The sequence below is a fragment of the Paraburkholderia kirstenboschensis genome, from assembly GCF_904848585.1.
Taxonomy (GTDB): domain Bacteria; phylum Pseudomonadota; class Gammaproteobacteria; order Burkholderiales; family Burkholderiaceae; genus Paraburkholderia; species Paraburkholderia kirstenboschensis.
The window spans coordinates 1-26,269 of the sequence record NZ_CAJHCR010000033.1 but is presented as its reverse complement, the minus strand read 5'-3'; the positions used below and the strand labels follow the sequence as shown (position 1 = coordinate 26,269).

General features: G+C 59.8%; 20 protein-coding genes and 8 pseudogenes. 8 read left to right on the top strand and 20 right to left on the bottom strand.

What is annotated here, in order from left to right:
- Positions 1-701: 701 nt before the first annotated feature.
- Positions 702-863, bottom strand: a pseudogene (locus JMY24_RS39815) (DDE-type integrase/transposase/recombinase); the annotation flags it as partial.
- On the opposite strand from JMY24_RS39815, the gene JMY24_RS39050 reads away from it, so the two are divergent.
- A complete protein-coding gene (locus tag JMY24_RS39050; RefSeq protein WP_413231305.1) occupies positions 789-1,124 on the top strand; it encodes a DDE-type integrase/transposase/recombinase in 336 nt (111 codons plus the stop codon). The pseudogene JMY24_RS39815 and the gene JMY24_RS39050 overlap by 75 nt on opposite strands.
- On the opposite strand, the pseudogene JMY24_RS39045 reads toward JMY24_RS39050, so the two are convergent.
- Positions 1,070-1,241, bottom strand: a pseudogene (locus JMY24_RS39045) (IS6 family transposase); the annotation flags it as partial. The gene JMY24_RS39050 and the pseudogene JMY24_RS39045 overlap by 55 nt on opposite strands.
- Before the next feature lie 462 nt (positions 1,242-1,703).
- On the opposite strand from JMY24_RS39045, the gene JMY24_RS36660 reads away from it, so the two are divergent.
- On the top strand, positions 1,704-4,442 hold the full coding sequence (locus JMY24_RS36660) for an MGH1-like glycoside hydrolase domain-containing protein (RefSeq protein WP_128596829.1): 2,739 nt from the start codon (positions 1,704-1,706) through the stop codon (positions 4,440-4,442).
- Positions 4,443-5,298: 856 nt separating this feature from the next.
- On the opposite strand, the pseudogene JMY24_RS39040 reads toward JMY24_RS36660, so the two are convergent.
- The 3 genes and pseudogenes from JMY24_RS39040 to JMY24_RS39810 form a co-directional block, all read right to left on the bottom strand.
- Positions 5,299-5,720, bottom strand: a pseudogene (locus JMY24_RS39040) (type II toxin-antitoxin system VapC family toxin).
- A 12-nt stretch (positions 5,721-5,732) separates the two neighbouring features.
- On the bottom strand, positions 5,733-5,969 hold the full coding sequence (locus JMY24_RS36650; RefSeq protein ID WP_413231304.1) for a hypothetical protein: 237 nt from the start codon (positions 5,967-5,969) through the stop codon (positions 5,733-5,735).
- Positions 5,970-5,996: 27 nt separating this feature from the next.
- Positions 5,997-6,795, bottom strand: a pseudogene (locus tag JMY24_RS39810) (GntR family transcriptional regulator).
- 638 nt (positions 6,796-7,433) lie between these two features.
- On the opposite strand from JMY24_RS39810, the gene JMY24_RS36640 reads away from it, so the two are divergent.
- The 4 genes from JMY24_RS36640 (at position 7,434) to JMY24_RS36625 (ending at position 10,290) form a co-directional block, all read left to right on the top strand.
- Complete coding sequence (locus JMY24_RS36640; protein ID WP_268960850.1) at positions 7,434-7,715, top strand: DUF4148 domain-containing protein; 282 nt, start codon at positions 7,434-7,436, stop codon at positions 7,713-7,715.
- Between the two features lie 89 nt (positions 7,716-7,804).
- Positions 7,805-8,062 (top strand): hypothetical protein, encoded by a 258-nt coding sequence (locus tag JMY24_RS36635; RefSeq protein ID WP_128596832.1) that lies wholly within the window; start codon positions 7,805-7,807, stop codon positions 8,060-8,062.
- Positions 8,059-9,042 carry a LysR family transcriptional regulator gene (locus JMY24_RS36630; RefSeq protein WP_201703973.1) on the top strand — a complete coding sequence of 328 codons (984 nt, stop codon included), beginning with the start codon at positions 8,059-8,061 and terminating at the stop codon, positions 9,040-9,042. The genes JMY24_RS36635 and JMY24_RS36630 overlap by 4 nt, the downstream gene beginning before the upstream one ends.
- Before the next feature lie 102 nt (positions 9,043-9,144).
- Entirely contained in the window at positions 9,145-10,290 is a 1,146-nt protein-coding gene (locus JMY24_RS36625; RefSeq protein ID WP_128596834.1) for a porin, read from the top strand.
- Positions 10,291-10,370: 80 nt separating this feature from the next.
- Here the strand turns inward: JMY24_RS36625 and JMY24_RS36620 are convergent, their stop codons facing one another.
- Positions 10,371-10,670, bottom strand: a complete 300-nt coding sequence (locus JMY24_RS36620) for a DUF4148 domain-containing protein (protein ID WP_268960849.1) — start codon at positions 10,668-10,670, stop codon at positions 10,371-10,373.
- A 279-nt stretch (positions 10,671-10,949) separates the two neighbouring features.
- Here JMY24_RS36620 and JMY24_RS36615 point away from each other — a divergent pair.
- A pseudogene (locus tag JMY24_RS36615) lies at positions 10,950-11,510 on the top strand (IS6 family transposase); the annotation flags it as partial.
- A gap of 24 nt (positions 11,511-11,534) precedes the next feature.
- On the opposite strand, the gene JMY24_RS36610 reads toward JMY24_RS36615, so the two are convergent.
- The 5 genes and pseudogenes from JMY24_RS36610 to JMY24_RS36595 form a co-directional block, all read right to left on the bottom strand.
- Entirely contained in the window at positions 11,535-11,969 is a 435-nt protein-coding gene (locus tag JMY24_RS36610; RefSeq protein ID WP_128596835.1) for a phosphate-starvation-inducible protein PsiE, read from the bottom strand.
- A 257-nt stretch (positions 11,970-12,226) separates the two neighbouring features.
- Positions 12,227-12,679 (bottom strand): ATP-binding cassette domain-containing protein, encoded by a 453-nt coding sequence (locus JMY24_RS39030; RefSeq protein WP_268960848.1) that lies wholly within the window; start codon positions 12,677-12,679, stop codon positions 12,227-12,229.
- A gap of 107 nt (positions 12,680-12,786) precedes the next feature.
- The gene (mobB, locus tag JMY24_RS36600; protein WP_164853724.1) at positions 12,787-13,335 is read right to left on the bottom strand and encodes a molybdopterin-guanine dinucleotide biosynthesis protein B; all 549 of its coding nucleotides are present in this window, start codon (positions 13,333-13,335) and stop codon (positions 12,787-12,789) included.
- Between the two features lie 101 nt (positions 13,336-13,436).
- Positions 13,437-13,804 (bottom strand): annotated as a pseudogene (locus JMY24_RS39490) (MFS transporter); the annotation flags it as partial.
- Between the two features lie 1,048 nt (positions 13,805-14,852).
- Positions 14,853-15,329, bottom strand: a pseudogene (locus JMY24_RS36595) (transposase domain-containing protein); the annotation flags it as partial.
- A gap of 145 nt (positions 15,330-15,474) precedes the next feature.
- Here JMY24_RS36595 and JMY24_RS36590 point away from each other — a divergent pair.
- Positions 15,475-17,019: pseudogene (locus tag JMY24_RS36590) on the top strand (efflux transporter outer membrane subunit).
- Here the strand turns inward: JMY24_RS36590 and JMY24_RS36585 are convergent.
- The 9 genes from JMY24_RS36585 to JMY24_RS36545 all read right to left on the bottom strand — a co-directional run.
- Positions 16,934-18,412, bottom strand: coding sequence for a heavy metal sensor histidine kinase (locus tag JMY24_RS36585; RefSeq protein ID WP_201703971.1), 1,479 nt, complete (start codon positions 18,410-18,412; stop codon positions 16,934-16,936). The pseudogene JMY24_RS36590 and the gene JMY24_RS36585 sit on opposite strands and share 86 nt — an antisense overlap.
- Positions 18,412-19,098, bottom strand: a complete 687-nt coding sequence (locus tag JMY24_RS36580) for a heavy metal response regulator transcription factor (RefSeq protein WP_128596840.1) — start codon at positions 19,096-19,098, stop codon at positions 18,412-18,414. The genes JMY24_RS36585 and JMY24_RS36580 overlap by 1 nt, the downstream gene beginning before the upstream one ends.
- Positions 19,099-19,422: 324 nt before the next feature.
- Positions 19,423-19,614 (bottom strand): hypothetical protein, encoded by a 192-nt coding sequence (locus tag JMY24_RS36575; protein ID WP_164853725.1) that lies wholly within the window; start codon positions 19,612-19,614, stop codon positions 19,423-19,425.
- 186 nt (positions 19,615-19,800) lie between these two features.
- Positions 19,801-21,084 (bottom strand): phosphopyruvate hydratase, encoded by a 1,284-nt coding sequence (gene eno / locus JMY24_RS36570; RefSeq protein WP_201703969.1) that lies wholly within the window; start codon positions 21,082-21,084, stop codon positions 19,801-19,803.
- Between the two features lie 116 nt (positions 21,085-21,200).
- Entirely contained in the window at positions 21,201-22,625 is a 1,425-nt protein-coding gene (gene pyk / locus JMY24_RS36565) for a pyruvate kinase (protein WP_128594928.1), read from the bottom strand.
- A 1-nt stretch (position 22,626) separates the two neighbouring features.
- A complete protein-coding gene (locus tag JMY24_RS36560; protein ID WP_128594929.1) occupies positions 22,627-23,919 on the bottom strand; it encodes a glycerate kinase type-2 family protein in 1,293 nt (430 codons plus the stop codon).
- 101 nt (positions 23,920-24,020) lie between these two features.
- Positions 24,021-24,902, bottom strand: coding sequence for a 2-hydroxy-3-oxopropionate reductase (locus JMY24_RS36555; protein WP_201703967.1), 882 nt, complete (start codon positions 24,900-24,902; stop codon positions 24,021-24,023).
- 74 nt (positions 24,903-24,976) lie between these two features.
- Complete coding sequence (hyi, locus tag JMY24_RS36550; RefSeq protein WP_128594930.1) at positions 24,977-25,753, bottom strand: hydroxypyruvate isomerase; 777 nt, start codon at positions 25,751-25,753, stop codon at positions 24,977-24,979.
- Positions 25,754-25,830: 77 nt separating this feature from the next.
- Positions 25,831-26,269: thiamine pyrophosphate-dependent enzyme (locus JMY24_RS36545; protein ID WP_236597735.1), on the bottom strand; the 439-nt coding region annotated here is incomplete at its 5' end.

The window sequence follows — 26,269 nt, the reverse complement described above, 5'->3', positions numbered from 1 at the left end:
GTCATGGCGGTCTCCACAGGCGGGAAAACCGCACCAGCATGCGCTACAGACCCTTGGGGTACGACATCTGTACTTTGCTCAGGTACGACACTACTACTTTGCTCCCACAAGGAATACGAATTAGAATGTGATCATTTGATTTATGTCAAATTGACTGGGCGAGTGGTCGCCTCACACGGGTGGCCGGTTGGTTCAGGTAATTTGGTTCCCGTTTTGCAGGCTGCGCAAAATCCGGCAAGCCTTATCTCTCCCACGTTTGCAGGCGCGTGGGAGTCCAGCCCCTGTGTTTTCTACCCCACACCACGCAGCGCCAAGTCCGGTGGCCGAACACTCTCTGGCGGCTATCCGATTGGCCCTCGCGTCGCGGGCATCGACCGCTAAATCGAGCCTCGGCGTCATGCGTTAACGTTTATCGTCGATGGCTATGGTGCCGTCGGCTCACAGTCGGCATAGCTGTCGTCCGTCCCTAAGAATCCGCTGCCTCAGACACCGGATATCGTCTAATGCTCACGATCTCAGTCGGCGCCCTCTCAATCGGTGTCAACTTGTTCACGTCGGTCCATGCTCAGGTAAGCAACCTGTTCCTGCACTGCCGCTACAACGCGAACGCGCAACATGAACGGCAGGCCGGCAAGCAGGCGTTCAGGTGTGGGAAACCGCAACGGGCAATCCAATGCTGGATCGCATTGCCGATGGTGCGCCGACTTGAAGTGGCGCATCATCTGCTCGCGCACGCGCGTGGGCTGGTGCGAATTCTCCGCCCGGTTGTTCAGTCGTTTGTGCCGCCGATGCTCGACGTTCAGGCCGGGTTCGTTGTTCGCCGCCGCGTAGCTGCGCAGCTTGTCCGTGACGATCACGTGTGGGCAGCGTATCCGCTCGACAGCGCCGGGTCGCGGCGACAATTGGCACCGGATCAGGTGGTCGTGACGATCAGCGGCAGGAAACGTTGGCTGTGGCGGGCCGTCGATCAGCACGGCGCAGTGCTGGTGCACAGCCGCCGCGACAAGGCGGCGGCCAAACGGCTGATGCGCAGGCTGCCGCGGCGCCACGGCTTACCGCACCGTTTCGTACGTCAGTTCGATTCCCCGTGCCGCCAGCATCTCCTCAACCATGCGCAGGCGTAGCGGGAACCGGTAGTACAGCCACACCACGTACCTGATAATGTCCGGCGGAAATCGATGGCCCTCAAACGAAATCGGCGCCTCGGCCGACGGCAAAACGCAGGCGGAAGCTTTCATCATGCCCCATTATATTCGTCGACCCGGCTTCAACTTGACAATACCAAGCTCGCTCTCCCCGAGGACGGCGGGTCGCCGCTGCGACGCGATGGCGTTTATCATTAAGGTATGGTCTGGCGACGATTGAGGGGGCCGCTCGTCGAAGCCTGTTGCACGCCGGCGCGAAACGGGCCTTCCCGACGCGCCGCGCTTAGCTTCGAAGCGGCGCGTGCGCGTTTTCTCGCGTCGCTGCATGCCCACTTCGACCCGTCAGGGCTAGATCACGTCCAACGAATTCGCTGACGGCGACCCGCCCGCAAGCCCCGCGGGAACTCCGTTTTATGCGTGGTCGCTCGGTGAACGGTTGCACATCGAGACGATGTTGAGCACCTGATGCGCGTCGCGCGCACGGCGCTCGTGATGGAAAACGACAGACTGTTCATGCACTTGACTTGCTGGATGGTCGGTTTCGGGTCGGGAGGTTCCATGCCACCGCTACGCGCTGTCAATCTTCTCCAGTCGAAGGAAGGTGCCCGACTCCATGGTCCGGAGCTCGACCGATGGCGCCGCTGGGGACCTTATCTGAGCGAGCGGCAATGGGGCACTGTTCGGGAAGACTACAGCGAATCCGGCACCGCATGGGAGTATTTTCCACACGATCATGCGCGCAGCCGCATGTACCGCTGGGGTGAGGACGGCATTGCCGGATTCGGTAACGACCCGCTCGACTGGTGCGTATCGCTCGCGCTCTGGAACGGCCACGATTCGATCATCAAGGAACGGCTTTTCGGGTTGACGAATGCCGAAGGCAATCACGGCGAGGACGTCAAGGAGCTTTACTTCTATCTCGACGGCACGCCGACGCATTCGTACATGAAGATGCTGTACAAGTATCCTCACGATGCGTACCCGTACCAGGATCTGATCGACGAAAACCGACGGCGCGGCGCCGATCAGCCCGAATATGAAATCCTCGATACGGGCGTGTTCGACGATAACCGCTACTTCGACGTCTGCGTCGAGTATGCGAAGCACACACCCGACGATATCGTGATGCGCGTGACCGTCGAGAACCGCACGGATCAGCGCGCGGCGCTTCATGTTCTGCCCCAATTCTGGGCGCGCAACAGATGGGCGTGGTCGGGCAAGCCCGGCAAGCCGTCGCTCACGCTGGAGCCGAATGCGGAGGAAGGCGCGCGCGTCGCCGCGCACAATCCTGCGCTCGGAACGATGATCGTGACGGCGTCGGCGCAACAGCCGATCGAGTGGCTCTTCTGCGAAAACGAAACGAATGTGCGCCGCATTTTCGGCTTCGAAGGAGCGGGGCCGTTCAAGGACGGCTTCAATGACTACCTCGTCGACGGCGATGAGCAGGCAATCCGGCGCGACAGGGGCACACGCGCCGCTGCGCATGTGTACCTGCAGTTCGCGCCTCATGAGCGTTCAGTGCTACATCTGCGCTGGCGTCCCGAATCGCCGGATGCCGTGCCGCTCGACATGGAAGCGCTCTTCGCGCGTCGGCAAGCGGAGGCCGACGAATTCTATGCGGCGCTTCAGCACGACATCGCCGACGCCGATGCGCGGCTCGTGCAACGTCAGGCGCTCGCCGGCATGCTGTGGACCAAGCAGTACTACCAGTTCGACGTGACGCGCTGGCACGACGGTGACCCGGGCCAACCGAAGCCACCGGGAGCACGCAGGCACGGTCGCAACGCGGACTGGCGGCACATGTGCAATGGCGACATCGTGTCAATGCCCGACAAGTGGGAGTACCCGTGGTATGCGTCGTGGGACCTCGCATTTCATGCGACCGCGTTCGCCATGATCGATCCCGACTTCGCGAAGAAGCAATTACTGCTGCTCGTGAAGGAGCGCTACATGCATCCGAACGGGCAATTGCCCGCCTACGAGTGGGCCTTCGGCGATGCGAACCCGCCGGTTCATGCGTGGGCAACATGGCGCGTGTACGAACTCGACCGCGAGGTAACGGGCGTTGGCGATCGCGAGTTTCTCGAAGTCATGTTCCACAAGCTGCTGCTCAATTTCTCCTGGTGGGTCAACCGCAAGGACGCCGAGGACCGCAACATCTTTCAGGGCGGCTTTCTCGGCCTCGACAACGTAGGCATCTTCGACCGGTCTTCGCCACTACCGACCGCCGGGCGCATCGATCAGGCCGATGGCACGGCATGGATGGCCTCCTACGCGCTGGACCTGATGCAGATCGGCCTCGAACTGGCGATGACGAACAATGCGTACGTCGAAATCGCGGTGAAGTTCTTCGAGCACTTTTTGTATATCGCGGAAGCGGTCAGTTGCAGCGAAGGCTGCAGGACAGGGTTATGGGACCGACACGACGAATTCTTCTACGACGTACTGCACCTTCCGGACGGTACCCGTGTGCCGATGCGCATTCGTTCGATCGTCGGGCTGATTCCGCTGTTCGCCGTTCACGTGCTCGAGGAGCGCGTGTACGGCCATCTGCCGGGATTGCGCGAACGGCTGGCGTGGTTTCTTGATCATCGGCCAAATCTGGCAAGGCTAGTGTCGCGCTGGACCGAACCCGGCAAAGGTAACACCACGCTGCTGTCGTTGTTGCGGGGAGACCGGATGACGGCGCTGCTGCGCCGCGTGCTCGATGAAAACGAGTTTCTCTCCAGGCACGGCGTGCGGGCGCTGTCCCGTGTGCATCGCGATGCACCATATGTCTTCGACCATGGGGGCGTGAGCGTCTGCATCAGGTACCTGCCTGCCGAATCGGACTCGCGCGTATTCGGCGGCAATTCGAACTGGCGCGGGCCAGTCTGGATCCCGGTCAACTATCTGCTGATCGAATCGCTGTATGAGTTCTATCGCTACTACGGCGACGAGTTTCGCGTCGAATATCCGACCGGATCCGGCAACCGTTTTTCGCTGAGCGAGATTGCCGACGACCTCGCGCGGCGCGTCACCACGCTCTTTCTCAAAGATGCACAAGGCGCGCGGCCCGTGATGGCGGCCTATCCGATGCTGCAAGCTGACCCGCGCTCGCAGGATCTCATGCTGTTCCACGAGTACTTTCACGGCGACAACGGACGCGGCGTCGGCGCTTCGCATCAGACCGGCTGGAGCGGGCTCGTCGCGCTGCTGCTCCAGCCGCGCATGATGAAGCTGTCCCACGCGGCGCCTGATGCTGCGTCGGCGGCCGCGCCAATGGCCGAAGACACCGCACCGGCCATGGCGCGGTAGCGTTTCGGCGGCTGGAAGAGGAGCACAATTCACGATGAATTGTTCGACCAATCCGAGCCGATTCTTTTGGTAACCGGCGTCGTGGCCGTGCCCCCGACGGGCAGCGTCACCCGGAACGTCGTCTGTCCGGGACGCGAATCGACCCGGGTAGGTACTGAGATGAGTTTGAATGTACTCGCCTACAATCTCACACGAGTGCTGAGAATCCTGGGCTTTAAGAAGACGATGAAGGCGATGCGGCTGGTGGGTGCGTGAACACTCGGTAGGTACTGAAACGAAGCCCTTAAACTCGTCAGGAATGCATCACAGGGGATCGGCTTCTCGTCGGCGGTAATAGCAGCCAAGGCGCAGTCAAACGCGCCCTTGGGCTCAGGGACGCACCGCATTGTAATACCATCGGATTTCCACACATCCTGGGTCGTCAAGACTCGTTCGCCGTTCCTAGAGGTCACGTTCGATTGCATCTCATTGCGAATGACAGCAAAGCGGTTTACTGCAGCCGCACGGAGGCTGAACGGCGAGCGTCAGCAATGGCCGAGACGCCTTATCCCCTCCCCTTCTCTCGTGCTTTTCCCGTCGCGCCTCTTTGCCGTTGATAAGGCGCGGTTATCACCGCTACGCCCCGGGCAACTCCGGTGGCGTCTCCCTACGTGCTGACTCGGATGGTTCGGATAGGACTTCGGTTTAAAAAAATCCGCACCAATGCCAAGCACCCCTACATAAAATGTCTGGGCCAGATTGAAATGTCGCAGGGCTGGCTAAATACAGATGTCGTGGGATCGTGTCGAGATTCTCGTCGGCGCGCAGCGGCCGGTGCGCATCGTACGTGCTTCGGGGCAGCTTCGCGAAACGCACGTTATAAGCCACGCCATCTGACACAGCGCGCGTGGTAAAGCCCCCTTGAAGCACCACCTTGAACTATTACGGGAGGATAAAGTGTGTGCGTCAACAATACGATTCCTTCTGCCATCGCTTGAGCGACAAGGAGCCGGTCGAACGGGTCCTTGTGAAGAGGCGGGAGAGCCGAGACGAACGCATGCTGTGCTTCAATCGACAGCTCTTCATAGCCGGCATCAAGCAGGTTCCTACGAAGAACGCGTGCATCGACCTGAAAGTCGTCCCGGCCAGTGCGCTTTTAATGACAATTTCTCAGATGCTGGCGACGCTGAAGTAGAGGGTATTGTCGGCGTCCTCGATGGCAGCGCGGGCTTCGTTCGACAAGGCAGGATCGTCAGCCGCAGCCCAGACCAGCAGATGAGTATCGAGCAACAGCCTCACTATGTCTTACCCTCAAACATGTCGCAGATCTCGGCCGCTGCCATAGGGTCGAAATCTGCAGGTACTTTCAATTGCCCCTTCAGGAACCCGATGCGCCGCGGCGGCTTTGCGGCTTCGGTATGGATGCGCACGACCTTGAGGACCAATAGCTTGCCGGGCCTTGGCGATGACGAACGGCTCGCCGCCGTTCACGGTTTCCTCGATTAGCCGCGTATTGGTCTTGGCATCGTGGATGTTGTAAATATGCATGGCAGCACCACATTAACTTAGTTTATCTCACACGATGAGCAGATAAGCGATACGACTTCGCGCCAGTACGGTACGTCTAGGGCGCTTTTCGCCTCGCAACCTCGTTGGTGCATACGGAGCACTGTGAGGCTCCAATGCGGTGCGGGCGCGTTGCAGGCGCTCGGTGGTCAGTTGCGGACCTGCGCCCTGCTTCCGTCTATGTGCCGCCTCAATAACTCGACGGCGCGGTCCGCCGCAGGATCGCGAACGGCCGAGAGAATCGCAATGTGTTCGTCGTAAGTGCCGTCGATGCAGTCGCCATAGACGAGCTCGAGCCGCCACACCACGCGGATGCGGTCGGTCACGCGCTCCATGGCCGCGCTCAGCTCGCCGTTGCCGGCAGCGACGACCAGCGCATCGTGAAAGGCTTCGTCGGGCGACACCATCTCGCGGCCGTCGCTAACACGCTGCGCGTGAGGAACGTTCCAGATTCGGTCGAGTCGGTCGAGCCTCTGCAAGTCGGTCGCGGACAAGTGCCGTCGACCCCAAAGAGCCGGCTGACCGAAAACGTCTCGATCAGCTTGCGTATTTCGTCCCGATCTTCGAAGCGCTTGAAGTCGATCGGCACGACTTCCCAGCCGCGGCGCACATGGCCGCGCATCAAACCGTCGCTTTGAAGATGCTGCAGCGCCTCGCGCGCCGGCGTGGGCGCAACGCCGAAGCGGTCGGCGATACCGCTTTCGGTCATGCGATCGCCGGGTAGCAGGCGCAGGTCGAAGATATCGTCGCGCACGCTGAAGCAAACATGGTCAGCGCGCGATGAAGGAGAGCGGGTCGGGTCTTTCACGCACGGGCCTAGAATGAACGGACCTTTTCGGCAGTGACTATCGGTCAGGGTCAAAACATCCGTCAAGACAAATTTCATGGCGCGTCAGGTGCGTTAGGGCCTCTACAACGACAACGGCGAGATTGTGCAACTGAGCGTGCTCGCCGACGACCTCTCCGCCGAGTCGATCAACGTGATCGAGACGCGCATCCGGCTCTCTTTTCCGGTCGGACTACGCCGGCCGCTCTACTTCGTCAATCGGCAAACTGCGTCCTGCACACCAGCCGCCGGCGCGGTCGACGACTACCGGGCGAAGGCGCGCCTCGTCGCGTCCACGCCAGAGACCGTCATGGAGCCGGGCCTATTGGGGGATCAACAAGGTTCATCATTATCCTCTGCCCTTTCCTCTGCAGTGCATAAGCGCCGAGCTTGTTCAGCCCCCTACCTCAACGCCTTGTTGCGGCAGAGCCCGCAGCCATCATCCCACACCGCAATGTCGCCAAAGACTGAACGAAGATATCAAAATCGTAATCAGGCTGTCAGTCTGGAGCAACGTCAATTGACGACAATGGGCTCATCGGTGCACTGCGTCGGGCATGCCCTGACGGGATCCGATCAACGGGCCGATTGGCAAACCCTTAGAGACTTCGGAGGAAACTGTGAAAAAGACAACACACGTAGCGATTGGCGCCCTTGCGTGTTCGATCGCGATGAGTGCCGTGGCGCAGACGCAGCCGACTGGCAAGACCCGGGCGGACGTTCGCGCGGAACTCATCGAGGCGCAACGGGATGGGCTGGTGCCTACGCCGAAGTACGACTACCCGCCAAGCGAAGCTGCGATTGAACGCAATAAGGCACTGTATGCGATCACTCACAATGGTGAAAAATTATCTCCTGTTTCAGCGGCGCCAACGCAATCTCCCAGTGAAACGGTGCAGTGACAAGCTTGCGAGGAACGTATGCGTCTGCGCGCGAATGTCGAACCTGGAGTCGAAGATGACTTTATTGAACATAGCACGTGATGGACCTCATGAAGAAGGATTTTGATAAAGAGTACGAAGAAACATGCAATGCCCGCCTCGGACGCATACGGATCGGCAAAGCCGGCGATTTCGGAAGACCGCGCAGTCTGTCGGCGGCGAAACCCGTGCGATGTAACGTAAGATCAATGGGCCGCGCCGTGAAGCGAGGCGCATCGTTCATGCGCAGGCATCTGTTCTTTCCCACCCAACGGCTCGCGAGCGAGCTAGCCTTAAAATCCCCCGACCGCTGCGAAACGATTCCATGAATCAATTAGCCTCCATTCGCATTTTCGCCAAGGTTGCCGACTGCCTGAACTTCGCCGAGGCGGCAAAGCAGCTTGGTATCTCGAATTCGGTCGTCACTCGCAGCGTGGCGGTACTCGAGCAACATCTCAGCGTGCGCCTTGTCAACCGGACCACTCGCCGGGTGTCGCTGACGCCTGCCGGCCAGTTGTATAGGGAGCATTGTGGCGAACTGCTCAGGCAGCTCTCGACGATGGACGAATGCATGGCAGTTGCTGCCGGTCAACCCGCCGGATATTTGCGTATCGCGGCGTCTTCTTTATATGCTTCGACCGATCTGCCCGAAGTACTAGCGGCGTACCGGGTGCAAGAGCAGCGTACGCAGTTCGATCTGACCGTATTCGATAACATGGCCGATGTCGCGGTGGCAGACTTCGATGTATGCTTCAGCGCCGAGCGCCACCTGCGTGATTCGTCGCTGGTTTGCCGGCCGCTCGCGCAGACGCGGGACGTAATTGTCGGGAGCCCCGCGTACTTCGCACGTCGGCGGCCGCCACGCACCCCCGAGGAGCTGTCGTCGCATGATGTGCTGGTCGCGTCGGACGCGCCGAGTCGTTACTGGGAGTTTCGTGACAAGCATGGTACTCAGCGCGTAGTGGTACGGCCGATTCTGAGCATGCAAAACCCACTGCTCGTAAAGCGCGCAGTCCAGGCGGGCCTCGGCATCGCCCGGCTTTCGCGCTCGCTCATTCAAGGTGAGCTGGCAGACGGCTCATTAAAGCCAGTGTTCGAAAACATCGAATTGTGCGGCGACGCGCGGACAGTGTGGGTGCTTTATTCCGGACAACCGTACATGGCGGTGGCGCTCCGCCGCTTTGTGGATTTCGTGGTAGAACGCTATCGCGAGAATCCACATGAAGACAAGCGCGAAACTGTCGCCCCCGTGGGGGCGGCACAACACCATTTCAGCAATACTGAACTGCAGTGGACGGGCATTTTGTAGGTCCTAAAGTGCGAATACCTTTCGTCAGATCCCGGCTCCACGCACCGGCGCGCGAGCTAGATCATGACGAGGTACTCAGGCAAACTTTAGGAATCTACACTCATGAAGCGACTCCTCATTGCGGGCGCAGCGATCGGTTGCACGATCGTCCCGATGGCCGCGCTGGCGCAAAGCAGCGTCACTCTGTATGGCCTGATCGACGAAGGTCTGAACTATACGAACAATACTAAGCAAGGTGCGGCTGTGCAGATGGAAAGCGGCTTTGCACAGGGCAGCCGATGGGGCGTGAAAGGCAGCGAAGACCTGGGCGGTGGCACGAAGGCCCTCTTTCAGCTGGAAAATGGCTTCGACGTCAACTCCGGCGCACTTGGACAGAGTTCGCGCATGTTCGGCCGACAGGCGTACATGGGTTTGAGCAACACGCAGCTCGGGACCCTGACACTGGGCCGTCAGTATGATTCAGTCGTCGACTATCTAGCCCCGCTTACGGCGAACGGCAATTGGGGCGGCTATCTGCTGTCACATCCGTACGACAACGACAACTCAGACAATTCGTTCCGACTGAACAACAGCGTGAAGTACACCAGTAACGCGTACGGCGGCTTTTCTTTTGGCGGTCTGTACGGTTTTAGCAATCAGGCTGCTGGCTTTGCTGACAACCGGTCGTATAGCCTCGGTGCGCAATTCGTCGCTGCCAACGTTTCAGTCGCAGCGGCGTACATGCAGATCAACAACCCGGGCGGAAACTCCGGTGGGTCGCTTGCAGCCGACGACACGAATTTTTTCGCGAGCCGCCAACAGGTGTGGGGCGCCGGGATTAATTACACGATCGGCTCCGCGATACTCGGCTTCGTATACAGCCACACGGCGCTTAGTAACGCGACGGGCTCCGTCTATGTCGGCAACTTCGCGAATACGGCTAGCAGCCTGAAGTTCGACAACTTTGAATTGAACGCGAAGTATCAATTCCTAAAGAATGCGTTCGTGGGAGCGATGTATAACTACACGATCGGTCACTTCAATAGCGCCGCCGGCGATTCGAAGCCGATGTGGCATCAGATTGGACTGATGGCGGACTACAACCTGTCGACGCGTACTGACGTGTACGTGCAGGGTATGTATCAGCACCTGGCGGGCGGCAGTGCTTCCGCGGCGCCGTTGAACACGGCGTTTATCACGGGTGCAGATTCGCCTTCGACGACAGCAAATCAGCTCATCACGCGCGTAGCCATTCGCCACCAGTTCTAACCGGTCCGCGCGTCATCGCACCATCCCGCGCCCACGCATCGAGAGTCGATACGTGGGCGCGCGTTCGTCCTCCTTTTGCATCAGTCAGACGTGACGCCCGCATCCGTCGGGCCCGTAGAGGCGGACGCCGTCACGCTAAACGGCTCGTTCTGGTACTGGATTGCGTAAAGCTCCTGGTTGCGGCCAACTCTCGTGGTTGGGGGCTGATAGTTGTTCTCCGGTGCCGGCAATAGTCCATCGGCGTGTGCCTGCACCAGTTGCTGGTGTACTTCGGCGCGCGTCATTCCCGGAATGGCGGTTCGGGCGGAAGCGCTCGAGCAAAAAGCAAGTCTGACTGCGGAGGGTGCGGCGACTGCAATGCTGGAAGGCAGCTTGATCACGCTTCTTCTACCAAGTTAGGCAATGTAGACATGGCCATGCTTTCCGTTCCGACGGCACGACCTGTCCTCTGTCTGACCACGCGGCTACGGATTTGCCATCTGCGTGCGGCGGCTGCCGATTGCATTCTGAATCGCGTGCGGTTATCCGGCAGATAATAAACTTGTATTGTGGCTGACCGGAACCGGTAAGCACTGCGCACATATACTCCGGAGGGATCTGGTGCAAATAGGGCAATCAATTCAGTTATCGTGACGGGCTGACCGATAAGAGGGCCACTAATGAGCAAGCGCCAGAACTTGAAGGAGTTGTTTGCGGGCCATCACTTTGACGGTGACGTAATCATCCTCTGCGTTCGCCGGTATCTACGCTACAAGCTCGGTCTGCGCGACCTTGTCGAGATGATGCCCGAGCGCGGCGTGGCTCTGGCCCACACGACGATCCCCCGTTGGGTGAAGCGCTATACGCCGGAGTTCGTCAAACGTTGGAATCGATTCGACACGCTCGCCGGACGGTCGTGGCATGTTGACGAGACCTATCTGAAAATTCGTGGCAAGTGGGTCTACCTATATCGGGCGGTTGATCGAGCCGGGCACACCGTTGACTTCATGCTCCGGGCGAAGCGTGATGTCGCCGCGGCGAAAGCGTTCTTCAGCAAGGCAATCAAACATCAAGGCCAGCCGCCGCAAACCATCACGCTCGATGGATACGCAGCGTCGCATCCCCCGGTGCGCGAGCTGAAGGTCGACGGCTTGCTGCCTGAGGACGCGCAAGTCCGATCCTCGAAATACCTCAACAATGTGATTGAGCAGGACCATCGCAACATCAAGTCCAGGACGGACGCTACCGACATCTCCAGTGCCCGCTTAACGCGCCTCCTCGTCAGGCCGTTCGTTGGTATCGCTTGGATACTTGGACTGTCCATAACGAATCAATAGCACACCTAGAGCTATCAGCAAGATGGCGCCGGCCGAGGCGACAAGATGCAGCTCCGTATTCGCGCCAGCGCGCAGGATAACGTCGCGCGCGATCGAGACCATCGCTATGTAGAGCGGAAAACGCACCGGCAATTGCCCCGCCTTCAGGTATTGCCCGACCATTGCGAACACTTCGAGGTATAGAAACATGAGCAGCAGATCGGTCAGTGTAACGTCGCCGGAGTCCGCCATGTTCCAGATTAGGTGCCCCATCGCTAGGGCCGTCCCGATGCCGATGACCAGCAAGCCGACCAGTTCGGCCATCTCTATCACTTGCTCGAGCCGCCTCTTGATGCTGTGGTTGAGAGCGCCTTCATACTTCATGCACATTGGTCCTCGTGGGGTTGGAATGGTATTGCAACGTAGCGGCTCGTCGGCACCAGTGCACCGAGTGCTTGCCACGCCTGCAGCGGACGCAGTGTGACCGCGCAGGGCGTGCCGTTGAGAAAGAGGGATAGTGACCAGTGCGGATAGACGCAGCACAGATTGCGGGCTTCACGCGGATCAAACGGGCAGCGCCCATTTGCAGCTGTCTCCCGCTCTTGGGAAACGACACCCGTTTGGCGTGGCGCACAGCTGCGTCACAGAGTCGCCACAGGTTTGGCATAGCAACTGGGGCAGAACCTGAGGGTATGTCGTGCGACGCGGCATCGATAAATATCCACGAGACGGCTGCTCCAAGATCGGGGACTGAGTTTGACGAGCACGTCGACTATGCGCTGAAATCGCGGTGGATCTGACCGATTCCAAGCAACGTATCCGCTCAGGTTCGAGGACGGTCTGTCGCGATAGGCGGCGTTTAGCCCGTTTACTCGAGGTATCTGTGGGACCGAGGGACGGCGAACCAGAGCGTGTGCGATCAGTACCCGCTGCTGCTGGCCTCCGGATAGTTCCCCGATGCGCTGGTCCGCGAAAGGCTCTGCATCCACGGCTTGGAGCATCCCGTCGACCGCCTCGCGGCGTTTTTTCGACGGTAACGGCAAGCCAAGCCTTTGGCCCTCGAGGCCAAGCGACACCAGATCCCGGGCACACATCCTCGATCACCAGCCGGCTCTGGTAAGCAACGCTACTGGAAGGCTGCTACGTGACCCTGATGTTCTATGCTTTGCATGAATTGCATCGCTGCTCTCATCGGGGCCGTTCATTCAAGATCACCGGTTCCATGTCCCGAACTGGCAAGGCGCGCCAAAGTCTGGTCCATTGGCAGCGCATATCGCAGGACCAGATCAGCAACGGCACACACGTCGTCTATGTGCGCATGCTGCAGCGAAACGAGATCACATCTGTCGCTGATGACAGCGACAATATCGTCATCGCCCGGGTACATCCATGGACTACCGTTTGCCTCCCTAAATATCTCCAGCTTCACGTGCGCTTCCGATTTGAAACCCTCAATGAGGATAACGTCTACCTCAGTTAGCAGCGGAAGCAGCTCTTTTAACTGGGGGTCCCTCTCGTATGGCATTTCATGGATCAAGGCCCAACGCTTCCGGGACGCCACCAGAACCTCGTTAGCCCCCGCTTGTCTATGGACGAACGAGTCCTTTCCCTGATGGTCGATGTCGAAATTATGGTGAGCATGTTTCACGGTCGACGTGCGAATTCCGCGAGTTTTCAATTCCGGGATTAACTTTGCAATCAAGGTCGTTTTTCCGGCTCCGCTCCACCCAACCAATCCAATCACCCGCATCACTCTGTAAAGCTCCGTAAAAGTGCAAACTCTCTCAGATGGTTGCCTTTGCCGCTGGCCGCCATGTTGCTCCGACTGGTCGGCACTAAATTGACTCAACGCTAATTTTGCCGGGCTGACCTGATCATGACCAATATTGCACCGATAAACATTGCGCTTGACAGCAAATAAAGTGCGGGTTCCGTGCGATGCGTCCCGTCCTTGATCCAGCCAATGGTGTAGGGACTAACAAATCCCGCGATCTGGCCAGCGAATTTACAAAGGCAACTCCAGCTGCAATACCCGAACCGCTTAGAGCCTCCGTCGGCATCGGCCAAAACGTGGTCAACGCAGTAAGCGCGCCAGCCGTGGCAAGGGTCAGTCCGAACATGGCAACTCCTACTGTTCCGCCAGCCTCTGCGGCCAAAATCAGGCCCGCGACGCCTACGACCACCATTGGCAAACTCAGATGCCATCTCCGTTCGTTTCGTTGATGTGTATTCGACCAAGTATCCGAAGGCGCTAGCCAGCGACTTCATCGCGAATGCGCCATCATGGGGAATTCGACGACACAGTAGAGGCCTACCTGTCTATTCCGCAATTTGTCGATGGAATGAAGCCAGACGCGAACTCATCTGGATCCTGAATAAAGCATCGGTAAACTCTTTGGTAATTCTGGGAGTGACCGTGTAAAACGCCCCTAGTCGCGGTCAAACACCGGGCGGCGCCGTTTTCAGATGCGCAGGTGAAAACGGAGGCGTGTCTTTCTGTGTCGTATGGCTGGGGCCCAAAGTCCCCAACTCTGCGAAACGGTGCGTGCCATTCCGATCCATCATCGAAGAAGTCCATGCGTGCCCTCGGCGGCAACCTTTAAAGATTTGAGGCGCGACCCCTGCGACTCTCAGTCATGCACCGGAGATTCCGGCGAACTGTTGGTAGCGTAGGGGGGAGACGTTGGAAGACATCGGGAAAGCCCGACAGCAGTCTTCAGTGGTGGTCGATAAGGTACAGGTCTCAACACCCTCCATCCTTTGCATGACTGCCTGACGCTTAACGCGCGGCAGACCTGTCTTGAGAGCAAGTACCACCGCTGAACATGCAAGCGCGATTTGCTTCGCAACGGTGTAGCACTGGTTTTCATGGAGTGGCATATGGATCACCTCGATCGTTACACCTGACCGTTCAAAGATAAGCATAGAAGCGCCTGTGTGATGCGCCCCACGCGCGACCACAAGCACTCGTAATCAGGTGCCTCAATTCTCCGTGTGAAAATATTTTTGCGGTAGCGCCCACCGTCGAAATCAGAATTGCAAAATTGGGCCTACGATTGGCCCGTGCGTTTCAGTTATGCGCAAATATGCCGTTCGCGAATGACGTTGTAACGCCACAACGACCACATTGAACAGGGCGTCTTGTACTCGCTTGAACTGCCCAGGAGTTCGGGTCTCGCGCGTCCTTCATCACGGGCCCGGCACCGTGAATCATCGTAAGCGGTCAATTAAGGACGCCGGTCAGAGTTGTGACGTAAGACCGGTGACTCAGCGCAGTTCGGCGGACATGTTCGAGGGCAGTAGCCCGGCGTAGTCGTCGGCTGTCTGTGCGAGCGGAAGGCGCTGGAACAGCCATTGAGGCAACGATATGGATCGATGCCACCAGCCTTGCAAGTTTCGACCAGAGAGTAGAGGTTTGCACTCGTCTGTGAACGAGTTGATGGTCGTGCGCGATGCCGCTATACAGCGCGTACCCACCGTCATCAGTGCAGTGCCCGGTTTGACACCGGCATAGAGCTGCGCCGCGTGTTTCGCACCACGGCCAGGCGTGTAGGTGAACAGCCGGATGGGCGGCCCGCAGCCATTCATCTGTGCCCATACGTAGCTTTTGGTTGGCGGCTGACGCCCCGGTTTCTTGAGTACCTGGAAGGTCGTTTCGTCGCCGTAGATCAGGTCGGCCTCGAGCAGTGCATCGCGCATCAGGTCGATCACGGGCTGGATCGCGAGCCCGACGCGCACGACGCTTACGGTACGCATGTGGAAATCACGACGGGGCTTGCCACCACCGACCGCGTGATCGACAACCCGGGCGATTCGCTGAGCACTGGTCAGACCGTGCAGAACGCGCCGGCCACGCATAGCTGAGCTACCGTCATCGAAGGATTCGCCGATGCTTTCCCTGTCTCTTTCGCGCCCGATGCTGCGTCGTACGCTCGTGGCCGCGCTGCTCAGCGCGTGCTCGACCTTGCCCTCCTAACAGCGCCCGGGCGCGGAGATTCCCGCGCAATATATGGGCACCGCACCCGGCTGGACGCAGGCCGCACCGGCCGACACCACGCCGCGCTGTCCATGGTGGACGATCTTCAACGATCCCGTGCTGAACCAGCTCGAGGCGTGCATCAATGTGTCGAACCAAAGCGTGCGCAAGGCGCTTGCGCAGGTTCAGTAAGCGCGCTCGATGGTGGACTATCAGCGCGCCGGCTTCTTCCCAACCATCACCACCGGCGCCGCGCAGAACCGCTCGCGGACCTCACAGAATGTCGAAGGAAGATCGCTCGCGGGCAAGACCGTACCGGACTATTCGGCGGGCCTGGCGGCGAGCTGGGAGCCGGATCTTTTCGGACGCGTGCGCGATTCCGTGAACGGCGCGCAAGCGACGCCCAGGCAAGCGAGGCGGACCTCGAAGGCGTACGCCTGTCGATGAGCGCCGATCTGGCCGCTGACTATTTCTCGGTGCACTCGCTCGACACACAGAAGAAGCTGCTCGACGACAGCGTGAGCGCCTACGAGGCCGCGTTGAAGCTGCTGCAGCAGCAGCTGAAAAACGGCGCAATCGATGCCTCCGCCGTCGCGCAGGCCACGACAACTTGAAGCGACGCGCACGCATGACACCGACGTCGACGTAACGCGCTTACAACTGCAGCATGCGATTGCCACGCTGATCGGCGACCCTGCATCGACATTTACTCTTCCGCCGAACGGGTCGGCCGTCACGCCGCCGGCGATTCCGACCGGTTTGCCGTCGCAACTGCTGGAGCGGCGCCCGGATATCGCCGCCGCCGAACGGCGCGTGGCGTCCGCGAATGCACAGATCTGCGTGGCGCTAGCGGCGTTTTTTCCGGATCCGGTGCTGTCCGCGAGCGCCGGCCTCGAAAGCACGTTTTTCGCGCCGTGGATGAGCGAGCCGAGTCTATTCTGGTCGCTCGGTTCCCAACTGGCCGGCACGCTGTTCGACGGCGGCAGGCGCGAAGCCGGGTTGCAGGGCGCCACGGCGCAGTACGACGGCGCGGTCGCGGACTATCGTCAGTCGGTGCTAGTGGCGTTTCAGCAGGTCGAGGACAATCGGTCCGCCTCACATCCCTTCGCCGACGAAGCCGCCGGTCAGCAGCGCGCCGCCACGTCCGCGGACCTCTCCTTGCGGCTCACGACGAACCGCTTCAAAGCGGGCGCGGTCAGCTATCTCGACGTGGTGACCGCGCAGACGATTGCACTCGCGAACTGCCGTATCGCGGATCAGATCGCCGAGCGGCGGTTGTAGTCCAGTGTGTTGTTGCTGAAGGTGCCCGGTGGCACGTGGGGCGGTGCAGCCAGCAGCACGGCGGGGCCGGTTTTAGGCCCGCCGGACACACTCACACAACCCGCGGGAACATCAGCACGAACCGCGTGCTGCGCGCATCGCTTTCCGCATGCACCGAGCCGCCGTGCAGTTCCATGATCATGCGGACGATGGCGAGCCCGAGCCCGGTCGATCCGATGGAACCGGCGGACCCGGTGGCCCCTTTTGACGGCCCCGATGACGGCAGCGAACTGCGCGACGGATCGATCCGATAGAAGCGGTCGAAGATCCGTTCGAGATTCTCGGTGGAAATCGGCTGCCCCTGGTTCTCCACACTCACGCGCACGACCTCAGCGCACGTGCCCGCGTCCAGCACGATCTCGCCGCCCGGCGGCGTATACCGGATGGCATTGGCCAGCAGATTGCTCACGGCACGGCGAAACAGTTCGAGGTCCGCCGTCAGGCTCGCGGCTCCGCTCACACGCACACGCACATTCGCTTCTTCGGCAATCCCTTCGAAGTAGTCTGCGATATGCGTCAACTCCCGCCCCGCGTCGAACTCGCGCAGTTGCTTGACGAACTGTGGATGCTCTGCGCGCGCGAGAAACAGCACGTTCTCGATCATGCGCGAGAGCCGGTCGCACTCTTCCAGATTCGAGGCGAGCAGCGACTCGTACTCGTCGACGGTGCGCGGCCGGGCGAGCGCGACTTCAGCGGCGCCGCGCATGTTGCTGAGCGGCGTGCGCATGTCGTGCGCGAGGTCTGCTGTAAAACGCGACAGACGCTGGAAACCATGCTCGACGCGTTCGAGCATCGCGTTCAGCGCGGTCACTAGCGTATCGAGTTCGGCCGGCACGCGCGCCACCGCGATACGCGTATTGAGGCGATTGACCGTGACAAGGCTCGCGCTCGCTGCGATACTGCGCAATGGCCGCAACGCGGCACTAATCAGCAGGTAGCCGAGTAGCATGGCCAGCGCCACGCCGGCCACGCCCGCCATGTGGAGTTTGTCGCGGTAACGGTCCAGCAGGAGCCAGCGGTCGCTCATATTGCGCGCCACCAGCACGCCCGCCGTTTCGCCGTCACGTAGCCGCGCGTCCGTGAAAATGCCGCGGATGGGCGCGCCGTCGCGGCCGGTCCAGTCGCCGATATCGGTTTCGGTGATGCGTGCCGTCGCGGCAACGCGCGCGAGCGGCGGCAACGCGGCAACCGTCGCGGCACCGTTCGCCCCGTCTGGCGCGGCGAGCGCGCCAGCGATGTTGTGTTCGAGCGCCCGCTTGCCGTCGGGATCGAACACCTCCATCGACATGGCTTCGTTGCCGAGCACGGTGTTGGTCAGCCGCTCGCTGTGCTCGCGAACGCCCTGCGCCGAGTCCAGTTCCTCGGCGAGCCGCCGCGCGTGGCGCGCCGCGAGGACAATGTCGAGATTGTCCTGCGCCTTGATCTGCTTCTCGAGCGCGAAGTATAGAAAACTGCCGACGAGAACGAAAACCGCCAGCGTGGTGGCGCCGAATGCAAGCGCGAGCGCCGCGGCAAGCGAGCGGCCGCGCATCAAGCGGCGCCCTTCAGTTCAAGCATATAGCCAACGCCGCGCACGGTGTGAATCAGCTTGACGGGGAAGTTATCGTCGATCTTGGTGCGCAGCCGGCGGATGGCGACTTCGACGACATTGGTGTCGCTGTCGAAATTCATATCCCACACATACGACGCGATCTGCGTGCGGCTCAATACTTCGCCCTGACGGCGCGCCAGCAATTGGAGCAGCGAGAATTCACGCGGCGTGAGATCGATGCGCGTGCCGCCACGTTTCACGCGTCGGCGATTCACATCCATTTCCAGGTCGCCCACCTTGATGAGTTCGCTTTCGCGCGGCGGGCCACGGCGCGCCAGGGTGCGCACCCGCGCCAGCATTTCGACGAACGCGAAGGGCTTGACGAGGTAATCGTCCGCGCCGAGTTCGAGGCCGCGCACGCGGTCGTCGACATCGTCGCGGGCGGTGAGGAACAGCACCGGCGTGCAGCGGGTGCAGCGCGTGCTGCGCAACGTCTTGACAACGGTCCAGCCGTCCATGCCCGGCAGCATCACGTCGAGCACGATCACGTCATATTCTTCTTCCTGGGCGAGGATCAACCCTTGCGGGCCGTCGTTTGCCACATCGACCGCGTAGCCGGACTCCTCCAGACCTTTCTTCAGATAGGCCGCCGTTTTCAGCTCGTCCTCGATCACCAGGATTCGCATCGATTGCTCCGCTTTGCGTTAATGATGAAATCATACTGGCAAGCACACCAGCCGCTGATTGCGATCCGGTAATGCGCAGACGCACGGCCACCGGCCAGCATGACGCGAAGACCAGGCGCTGCCGCCCGCTTTCCCGCTGAACATGGACCTCCGCAGCTTTCTGACCGGTTGATGTGCTCAGGGTCTTACCGGCGACCCGATATCAACTTATCAAACGGCTTGGCGACTATTTTTGCCTGATCGTCAGCGGACATGGGCGAAACGCCAGCTTTTCTGGTGGCGGCGTCGCCTATGTATTGGAACATCGGTCCTGCGCGGTCGGAATCAGGCGGCCTTGTAGATATTGTCTGCGCCAGTCGAAGAGCTGATTGGCGTGCCCGTAATGGACTCAGCGATCTCCGCCACCGAGCGACCGCTGGACAGCGTCTCCTCGACACTTTGGCGTTTCCCATCCGGTGTGCGCCGCCGATAAGGCCGCGCAACCTTCGCTTCAGCAGATTCGCTCACTGTGCCCATGATTCCATTTATGGACACGGTGACGTTTGTGTCCGAAGCGAAGCATGCGTTGCGTATGACGGGCGTCTAGACGACGATGGTCGGAAGGTTCCAGCACACTGTTGCATCACCGGTTGAATCCGGCGTTGCTATGCGCAGAGTTTGGTAGTGCGCCACGCGACTGACCTGAAGTCATGTGCCCCACAACTATCTCACGTTGTAGAACGCCGACTTGCCCGGATAGCCGGAGCTATCGCCGAGATCTTCCTCGATACGAAGTAGCTGGTTGTATTTCGAGATGCGGTCCGAACGCGACAGTGAACCCGTCTTGATCTGTCCGGCGTTCAGGCCCACAGCGATGTCCGCAATCGTCGAATCTTCCGTTTCGCCCGAACGATGCGAGATCACAGCCGTGTAGGCAGCCCGCTTGGCCATCTCGATCGCGGCGAAGGTTTCCGTCAGCGTGCCGATCTGGTTGATCTTGATGAGGATCGAGTTCGCGATGCCTTTCTCGATGCCTTCTTTCAGGATGCGCGTGTTGGTCACGAACAGGTCGTCGCCAACCAGCTGGATTTTCTTGCCGAGCGTGTCGGTCAGGAGCTTCCAGCCTTCCCAGTCGCTTTCGTGCATGGCGTCTTCGATCGAGACGATCGGGAACTTGTCAGCGAGCGTCGCGAGGTAGTCGGTGAATTCCGCCGACGACAGTTGCAGGCCCTCGCCTGCCAAGTGATACTTGCCGTCGTGGTAGAACTCGCTGGCCGCGCAGTCGAGCGCAAGCAGCACATCTTCACCGGCGCGATAGCCGGCTTTTTCGATCGCTTGCAGGATGGTCGACAGGCATTCGTCGTTGCTGCCGAAGTTCGGCGCGAAGCCGCCCTCATCGCCCACCGCCGTGCTCATGCCGCGGTCCGACAGGATCTTCCTCAGCGCGTGGAACACTTCAGCGCCGCAGCGCAGTGCTTCGCGGAAGGTCGGCTGGCTGACCGGCACGATCATGAATTCCTGGATGTCCAGGCTGTTGTTCGCGTGCGCGCCGCCGTTGACGATGTTCATCATCGGCACCGGCAGTTGCATCGCGCCCGAGCCGCCGAAGTAACGGTAGAGCGGCAGGCCGGCTTCTTCAGCAGCGGCCTTCGCGACGGCCATGGACACGGCCAGCATCGCGTTTGCGCCGAGGCGCGACTTGTTGTCCGTGCCGTCGAGTTCGAGAAGGGTCTTGTCGAGGAAAGCCTGCTCGGAAGCGTCGAGGCCCATGATCGCTTCGGAGATTTCGGTGTTGATGTGTTCGACTGCCTTCAGCACGCCCTTGCCGCCGTAGCGGCCGGTTTCGCCGTCGCGCAGCTCGATTGCTTCGCGCGAACCGGTGGACGCGCCCGACGGCACCGCGGCGCGGCCCATGGTGCCCGACTCGAGCAGCACGTCGCATTCGACGGTGGGGTTGCCTCGCGAATCGAGAATCTCTCGACCGATGATATCTACGATAGTGACCATGGTTCCTTCTAACAATTGACCGCTGCGAATGCTTACTAGAGACCGCCGAGGTGAGGGGCTGATTACACGACTTTTAAGAGTGCGCGACACAGATAGACCCGTTACCCAACTGATGCTCACACCGTTGCATCGAGTTTGGCAATTTGTAGCAGATTGGTAGTCCCTGATTCTCCAAATGGCAATCCCGCTGCAATCACCACCGAATCACCTTGATGCGCAAAGCCTTCGCTCCCTGCGGCTTCGCAAGCGAGTTCGATCATTTCGCCGACGTCATGTGCGTTTCTAAACGGCAACGCATGGACACCCCAAACAAGGGCGAGTCTGCGAGCGACCAACACCGAAGGTGTCATCGCTATAATCGCTGTGGATACACGCTCTCTAGCCGCGCGAAGGCTCGTGAATCCCGACGATGTGTACGTCACGGTGACCGCGGGCTCGATTATCCGAACGACTTGCCGCAAGGCGCAACAAATTGCGTCTGCCGTTGTTGACTGCGCCTTGGTATGTGACGCATCTATTCCGGTTCGATACTCCGGATCGCGTTCGACCCGTTCAATGATCCGATTCATGACAGACACCGCGTCCAACGGAAATCTTCCACTAGCCGATTCTGCAGAAAGCATGACAGCGTCCGCACCGATGTAAATAGCACTCGCGACGTCGGAGGTTTCCGCCCGAGTTGGAACCGGCGAATCTGTCATCGATTCGAGCATCTGCGTTGCAACGATGACGGGCTTTCCGGCTTCCCGACAGCTCCGGACGATTCGCCGCTGCAATTCGGGAATCTGTTCCGCAGGCAGTTCGACCCCAAGGTCTCCCCGTGCCACCATAATCCCATCGCAACGCTCAATGATTTCGTCGAGATGGTCAATCGCAAGCGGCTTCTCAAGCTTCGCCATGATCCACGCCCGATCGCCGATGATGGCACGGGCTTCGTCAATATCTTCCGGGCGCTGCACGAATGAGAGTGCAACCCAGTCGACCCCGTTCTCCAGCCCGAACGAAAGGTCCTGGCGATCCTTGCGGGTAAGCGGCGATATAGGCAGCATCACGCCCGGAACGTTGACGCCCTTCCTGTCCGAGATCCGACCTGCGACGATGACGGAGGTTTCGGCAAAGTCACTACCTTTCGCTTCTACACGCAGCTTCACCTTGCCGTCATCGAGCAACAACTCTGAGCCTGCTTCGATTGCTGCAAAAATTTCAGGGTGCGGCAAAGGCGCGCGTTCACTATCGCCCGCTGTCGGATCCAGGTCGAGCCGAAACTTCTGACCGACCGAAAGCTCGACCGCTCCGGCCTGAAACGTTCCAAGCCGAAGCTTCGGTCCCTGCAGATCCAGGAGCACGCCGATCGGCCGACCGGATTCCTTTTCGAGGTTTCTGATGGCGGAGAGCCGTTGTAAGTGATCTTCGTGGCTCCCGTGGCTGAAATTGAGCCTGAATACGTCGACGCCAGCATCGAATAGCCGTTGGATCATTCCGCTTTCTGAGCTAGCCGGACCAAGAGTTGCGACGATTTTTGCATTGCGAGACCGCTTCATTTCAATTCTCCTGCTGATGGTCAGCGCTTATCGGAAGTACTAGAACAGCGCGAAAGTCATTCACATTCGTCAGCGTCGGCCCACAAATGACCGAGTCACCAAGCCCTCTGAAAAAGGTGTGACCGTCGTTGTTATCAAGACTCGCCTGGGGGTTCATCCCGCTCGCCCAGGCACGGTCTAACGTATTGGGTGAGATAATGGCCCCTGCTATCTCGTCGCGACCGTCAACACCGTCGGTATCACAGGCGATTGCATGCACCCCATCTTCGCCCTCCAGGGCAATGGCAAGCGACAAGAGGAATTCGACATTTCGTCCACCACGCCCGTCGCCCTTCACCGACACGGTGGTCTCGCCGCCGGAGAGCAAAATACATGGTGTCTTAAAGGGCTGATTATGTCGGGCGACCTGGAGAGCAATTCCCGCCATGACCTTCCCGACATCTCGTGCCTCACCTTCTATCCGGTCGCTCAATATGTAGCAAGGAATCCCTGCAGCCTTCGCAACCTCCGCCGCAGCCTCAAGCGCAATCTGTGGGGCGGCGATTATCTGATAGTCCGAACTCGCCAAAGAGGGGTTACCTGGCTTTATCGATTCTCCCGCCCCGCTCTCCAGGATCTGCATGGCGGCCAGTGGCATCTCAATGGCGTACCGTCGGACAATGTTCAACGCGTCCGCGCAGGTCGACGGGTCAGCAACAGTTGGGCCGGATCCGATATCGACCGGTGAGTCACCGGGTACATCCGAGATCAACAGCGTCAATAGTTGCGCCGGATGACATGCGGCAGCAAGACGCCCTCCCTTCACAGCCGAGAGGTGGCGACGAACACAGTTGATTTCGCTAATCGCAGCGCCCGAATTGAGCAGCGCACGGTTGATATTCTTCTTTTCTTCCAAGGTTAATGGATCAAGCGGTAAAGACAGCAGCGATGACGCGCCTCCAGACATAAGGCAAATTACGAGATCGTCTTCGTTCAGCCCGCTTACCAGGTCGAGCACGGTCTGGGTTCCGCGTAAGCCATTAATATCGGGAACTGGATGCGCAGCTTCGACTATCTCGATCCGGTCGCATTGGACCGCATACCCATATCGCGTCACCACCATACCCGTCAGTTCACCAGGCCAAATCTTTTCGAGCGCACTGGCCATCGAAGCTGATGCCTTTCCCGCGCCGATCACTATCGTTCTACCCTTTGGCGGAGGTGGCAGAAACGGCGCTATGCATCGCGACGGCTGCGCAGCAGCCACAGCAGCCGAAAACATTTTGTTAAGCAACTCGCGTGGCTCGTTCTTCATTGCAGTATGTGGCTCATTTGGCATAGGGCGATGACTCGATGCTCGCGCGTGAACATCGAATCGTCGCAAAAATTACGGAACGTGGTGGGCATTGGCAGCGTTTACGAGACTTGGGAATTTGCCATGATTTCAAGCGCGCGCACCATCGCCGAGTGATCCCATGCTTTGCCGCCGTTCGCTGCGCATACGCTGAACAGTTGCTGCGCACTTGCCGTGTTCGGCAGCGCGATGCCCAGCTTGCGTGCACCATCGAGTGCGAGGTTCAGGTCCTTCTGATGGAGCTCGATACGGAAACCCGGGTCGAACGTACGCTTCGTCATGCGCTCGCCGTGCACTTCGAGGATCCGCGAAGAGGCGAAACCGCCCATCAACGCCTTGCGCACCCGCTCCGGATCGGCGCCCGAACGAGATGCGAACACCAGCGCTTCGGCGACCGCTTCGATGTTCAGTGCGACGATGATCTGGTTAGCGACCTTGCAGGTCTGACCTGCTCCGTTGTCGCCAATCAGCGAAACGTTCTTGCCCAACAGGTCGAACAGCGGCTTTGCGAGATCGAACGACTTTTGCGGGCCGCCGACCATGATGGTCAGCGTCGCGTCGCGCGCGCCGATTTCGCCGCCGGAAACGGGCGCGTCCAGATAATCGCAGCCGAGTTCGTTGATCTTCTTCGCGAATGCCTGCGTGTCAAGCGGCGAGATCGAGCTCATATCGATCACGAGCTTGCCCTTCGTGAGACCCTTCGCCACGCCGTCTTCGGCGAAAAGCACGTTGGCTACGTCAGGCGTATCCGGCACCATGATGATGACAATGTCCGCAGCTTGCGCGACCGCGGTCGAATTGGCGACCATGCTCGCCGTCTTGCCCAGATCTTCCGGCACCGGATACGCGCCGTTCACGAACAGAGAGTGACCGCCCTTCTTGACGAGGTTGCGCGCCATGTGCGCGCCCATGATGCCGAGGCCGATGAAACCAATCTTTGCCATGAGGTATGTTTCCAGATCGTAAGCTTCGAAAATCTGCAGCTCTGTTCGCTGCGACTTGGGTCGTCGCTACCCGTTCAACTGCCGATGCTTTTCAGCCAGCCCAAGCCTTCAGCGGTCGTCGTGTGCGGCTTGTATTCGCAGCCAATGTAGCCGCCGTAGTCAAGCGAATCGAGGAATTCGAACAGGAACGGGTAGTTGATTTCGCCGGTGCCGGGCTCGTTGCGCCCCGGGTTGTCGGCGAGCTGGATATGCGCGATCAACGGCAGGTTCTTCTTGATGTTCGCCGCTAGCTCGCCTTCCATCCTCTGCATGTGATAGATGTCGTACTGCAGGAAGAGATTGTCCGAACCGGTGGCACGGATGACGTCGATCGCTTCCGACGTACGGTTCAACGCGAAGCCTGGAATGTCATACGAGTTGCACGGTTCGACGAGCAGCTTGATTCCCTCCAGCTTCAGCGCAGTGGCGGCGAAGCGCAGGTTGTCAACAATCGTCGAACGCGCCTTGTCCGCGTCTACGCCCTTCGGAATGCCGACGAGGCAGTTCAGTTGCGGCACCTTCAGCGCTTTCGCGTATTCGATCGCGCGGCCGACGCCATCCTGGAACTCGCTCACGCGATCCGGCAGTGACGCGATGCCGCGTTCGCCAGCATCCCAGTCGCCGGCGGGCAGGTTATGCAGCACAAGCTTGAGGCGGTTCTGCTGCAAACGGTCGCTCAGTTCGGCAATCTTGTACGGGTAAGGAAAGAGAAACTCCACCGCATTGAAGCCCGCATTTGCCGCCGCGGCGAAGCGATCGAGGAACGGGACTTCGTTGAACAGCATGGTCAGGTTCGCTGCAAATTTCGGCATGGTGCCTTTCTCTCTGGTCGGTTGAATAGCGGATTCCGGGCGAACGGAAGGTTCGCCCGGCTCATGCCCCGTCGAACTCAATCCAACAGGCTGACGGCGCTCGGCGCATCGGCACGTGTCACAGCGAGTTCCTCAAACTCGTTGATCGCGTCGATCTCCGCACCCATCGAGATGTTGGTCACGCGTTCGAGAATCACTTCGACGACCACCGGCACGTTGAACTCGGAGAGCATCGACTGCGCTTTCTGCAGCGCCGGTTTCAGTTCCTCCGGCTTGAACACGCGAATCGCCTTGCAGCCGAGACCTTCCGCCACCGCGACGTGATCCACGCCATAGCCGTTGGTTTCCGGCGAGTTGATGTTCTCGAACCCGAGCTGCACGCAGAAGTCCATGTCGAATGCGCGCTGCGCCTGGCGGATCAGGCCGAGGTACGAGTTGTTCACGACCACATGCACGTACGGCAGCTTGAATTGCGCGCCGGCCGCGAGTTCTTCGATCATGAACTGGAAGTCGTAG

Bases quoted from the DNA above. Each gene is read 5' to 3' on its own strand.
- JMY24_RS39050 (WP_413231305.1), top strand. From the start codon at position 789: ATGCTCGACGTTCAGGCCGGGTTCGTTGTTCGCCGCCGCGTAGCTGCG.
- JMY24_RS36660 (WP_128596829.1), top strand. From the start codon at position 1,704: ATGCCACCGCTACGCGCTGTCAATCTTCTCCAGTCGAAGGAAGGTGCC.
- JMY24_RS36650 (WP_413231304.1), bottom strand. From the start codon at position 5,969: ATGCATATTTACAACATCCACGATGCCAAGACCAATACGCGGCTAATC.
- JMY24_RS36635 (WP_128596832.1), top strand. From the start codon at position 7,805: ATGAAGAAGGATTTTGATAAAGAGTACGAAGAAACATGCAATGCCCGC.
- JMY24_RS36630 (WP_201703973.1), top strand. From the start codon at position 8,059: ATGAATCAATTAGCCTCCATTCGCATTTTCGCCAAGGTTGCCGACTGC.
- JMY24_RS36625 (WP_128596834.1), top strand. From the start codon at position 9,145: ATGAAGCGACTCCTCATTGCGGGCGCAGCGATCGGTTGCACGATCGTC.
- JMY24_RS36610 (WP_128596835.1), bottom strand. From the start codon at position 11,969: ATGAAGTATGAAGGCGCTCTCAACCACAGCATCAAGAGGCGGCTCGAG.
- JMY24_RS39030 (WP_268960848.1), bottom strand. From the start codon at position 12,679: ATGTGTGCCCGGGATCTGGTGTCGCTTGGCCTCGAGGGCCAAAGGCTT.
- mobB (WP_164853724.1), bottom strand. From the start codon at position 13,335: ATGCGGGTGATTGGATTGGTTGGGTGGAGCGGAGCCGGAAAAACGACC.
- JMY24_RS36585 (WP_201703971.1), bottom strand. From the start codon at position 18,412: ATGCGCGGCCGCTCGCTTGCCGCGGCGCTCGCGCTTGCATTCGGCGCC.
- JMY24_RS36580 (WP_128596840.1), bottom strand. From the start codon at position 19,098: ATGCGAATCCTGGTGATCGAGGACGAGCTGAAAACGGCGGCCTATCTG.
- JMY24_RS36575 (WP_164853725.1), bottom strand. From the start codon at position 19,614: ATGGGCACAGTGAGCGAATCTGCTGAAGCGAAGGTTGCGCGGCCTTAT.
- eno (WP_201703969.1), bottom strand. From the start codon at position 21,084: ATGGTCACTATCGTAGATATCATCGGTCGAGAGATTCTCGATTCGCGA.
- pyk (WP_128594928.1), bottom strand. From the start codon at position 22,625: ATGAAGCGGTCTCGCAATGCAAAAATCGTCGCAACTCTTGGTCCGGCT.
- JMY24_RS36560 (WP_128594929.1), bottom strand. From the start codon at position 23,919: ATGAAGAACGAGCCACGCGAGTTGCTTAACAAAATGTTTTCGGCTGCT.
- JMY24_RS36555 (WP_201703967.1), bottom strand. From the start codon at position 24,902: ATGGCAAAGATTGGTTTCATCGGCCTCGGCATCATGGGCGCGCACATG.
- hyi (WP_128594930.1), bottom strand. From the start codon at position 25,753: ATGCCGAAATTTGCAGCGAACCTGACCATGCTGTTCAACGAAGTCCCG.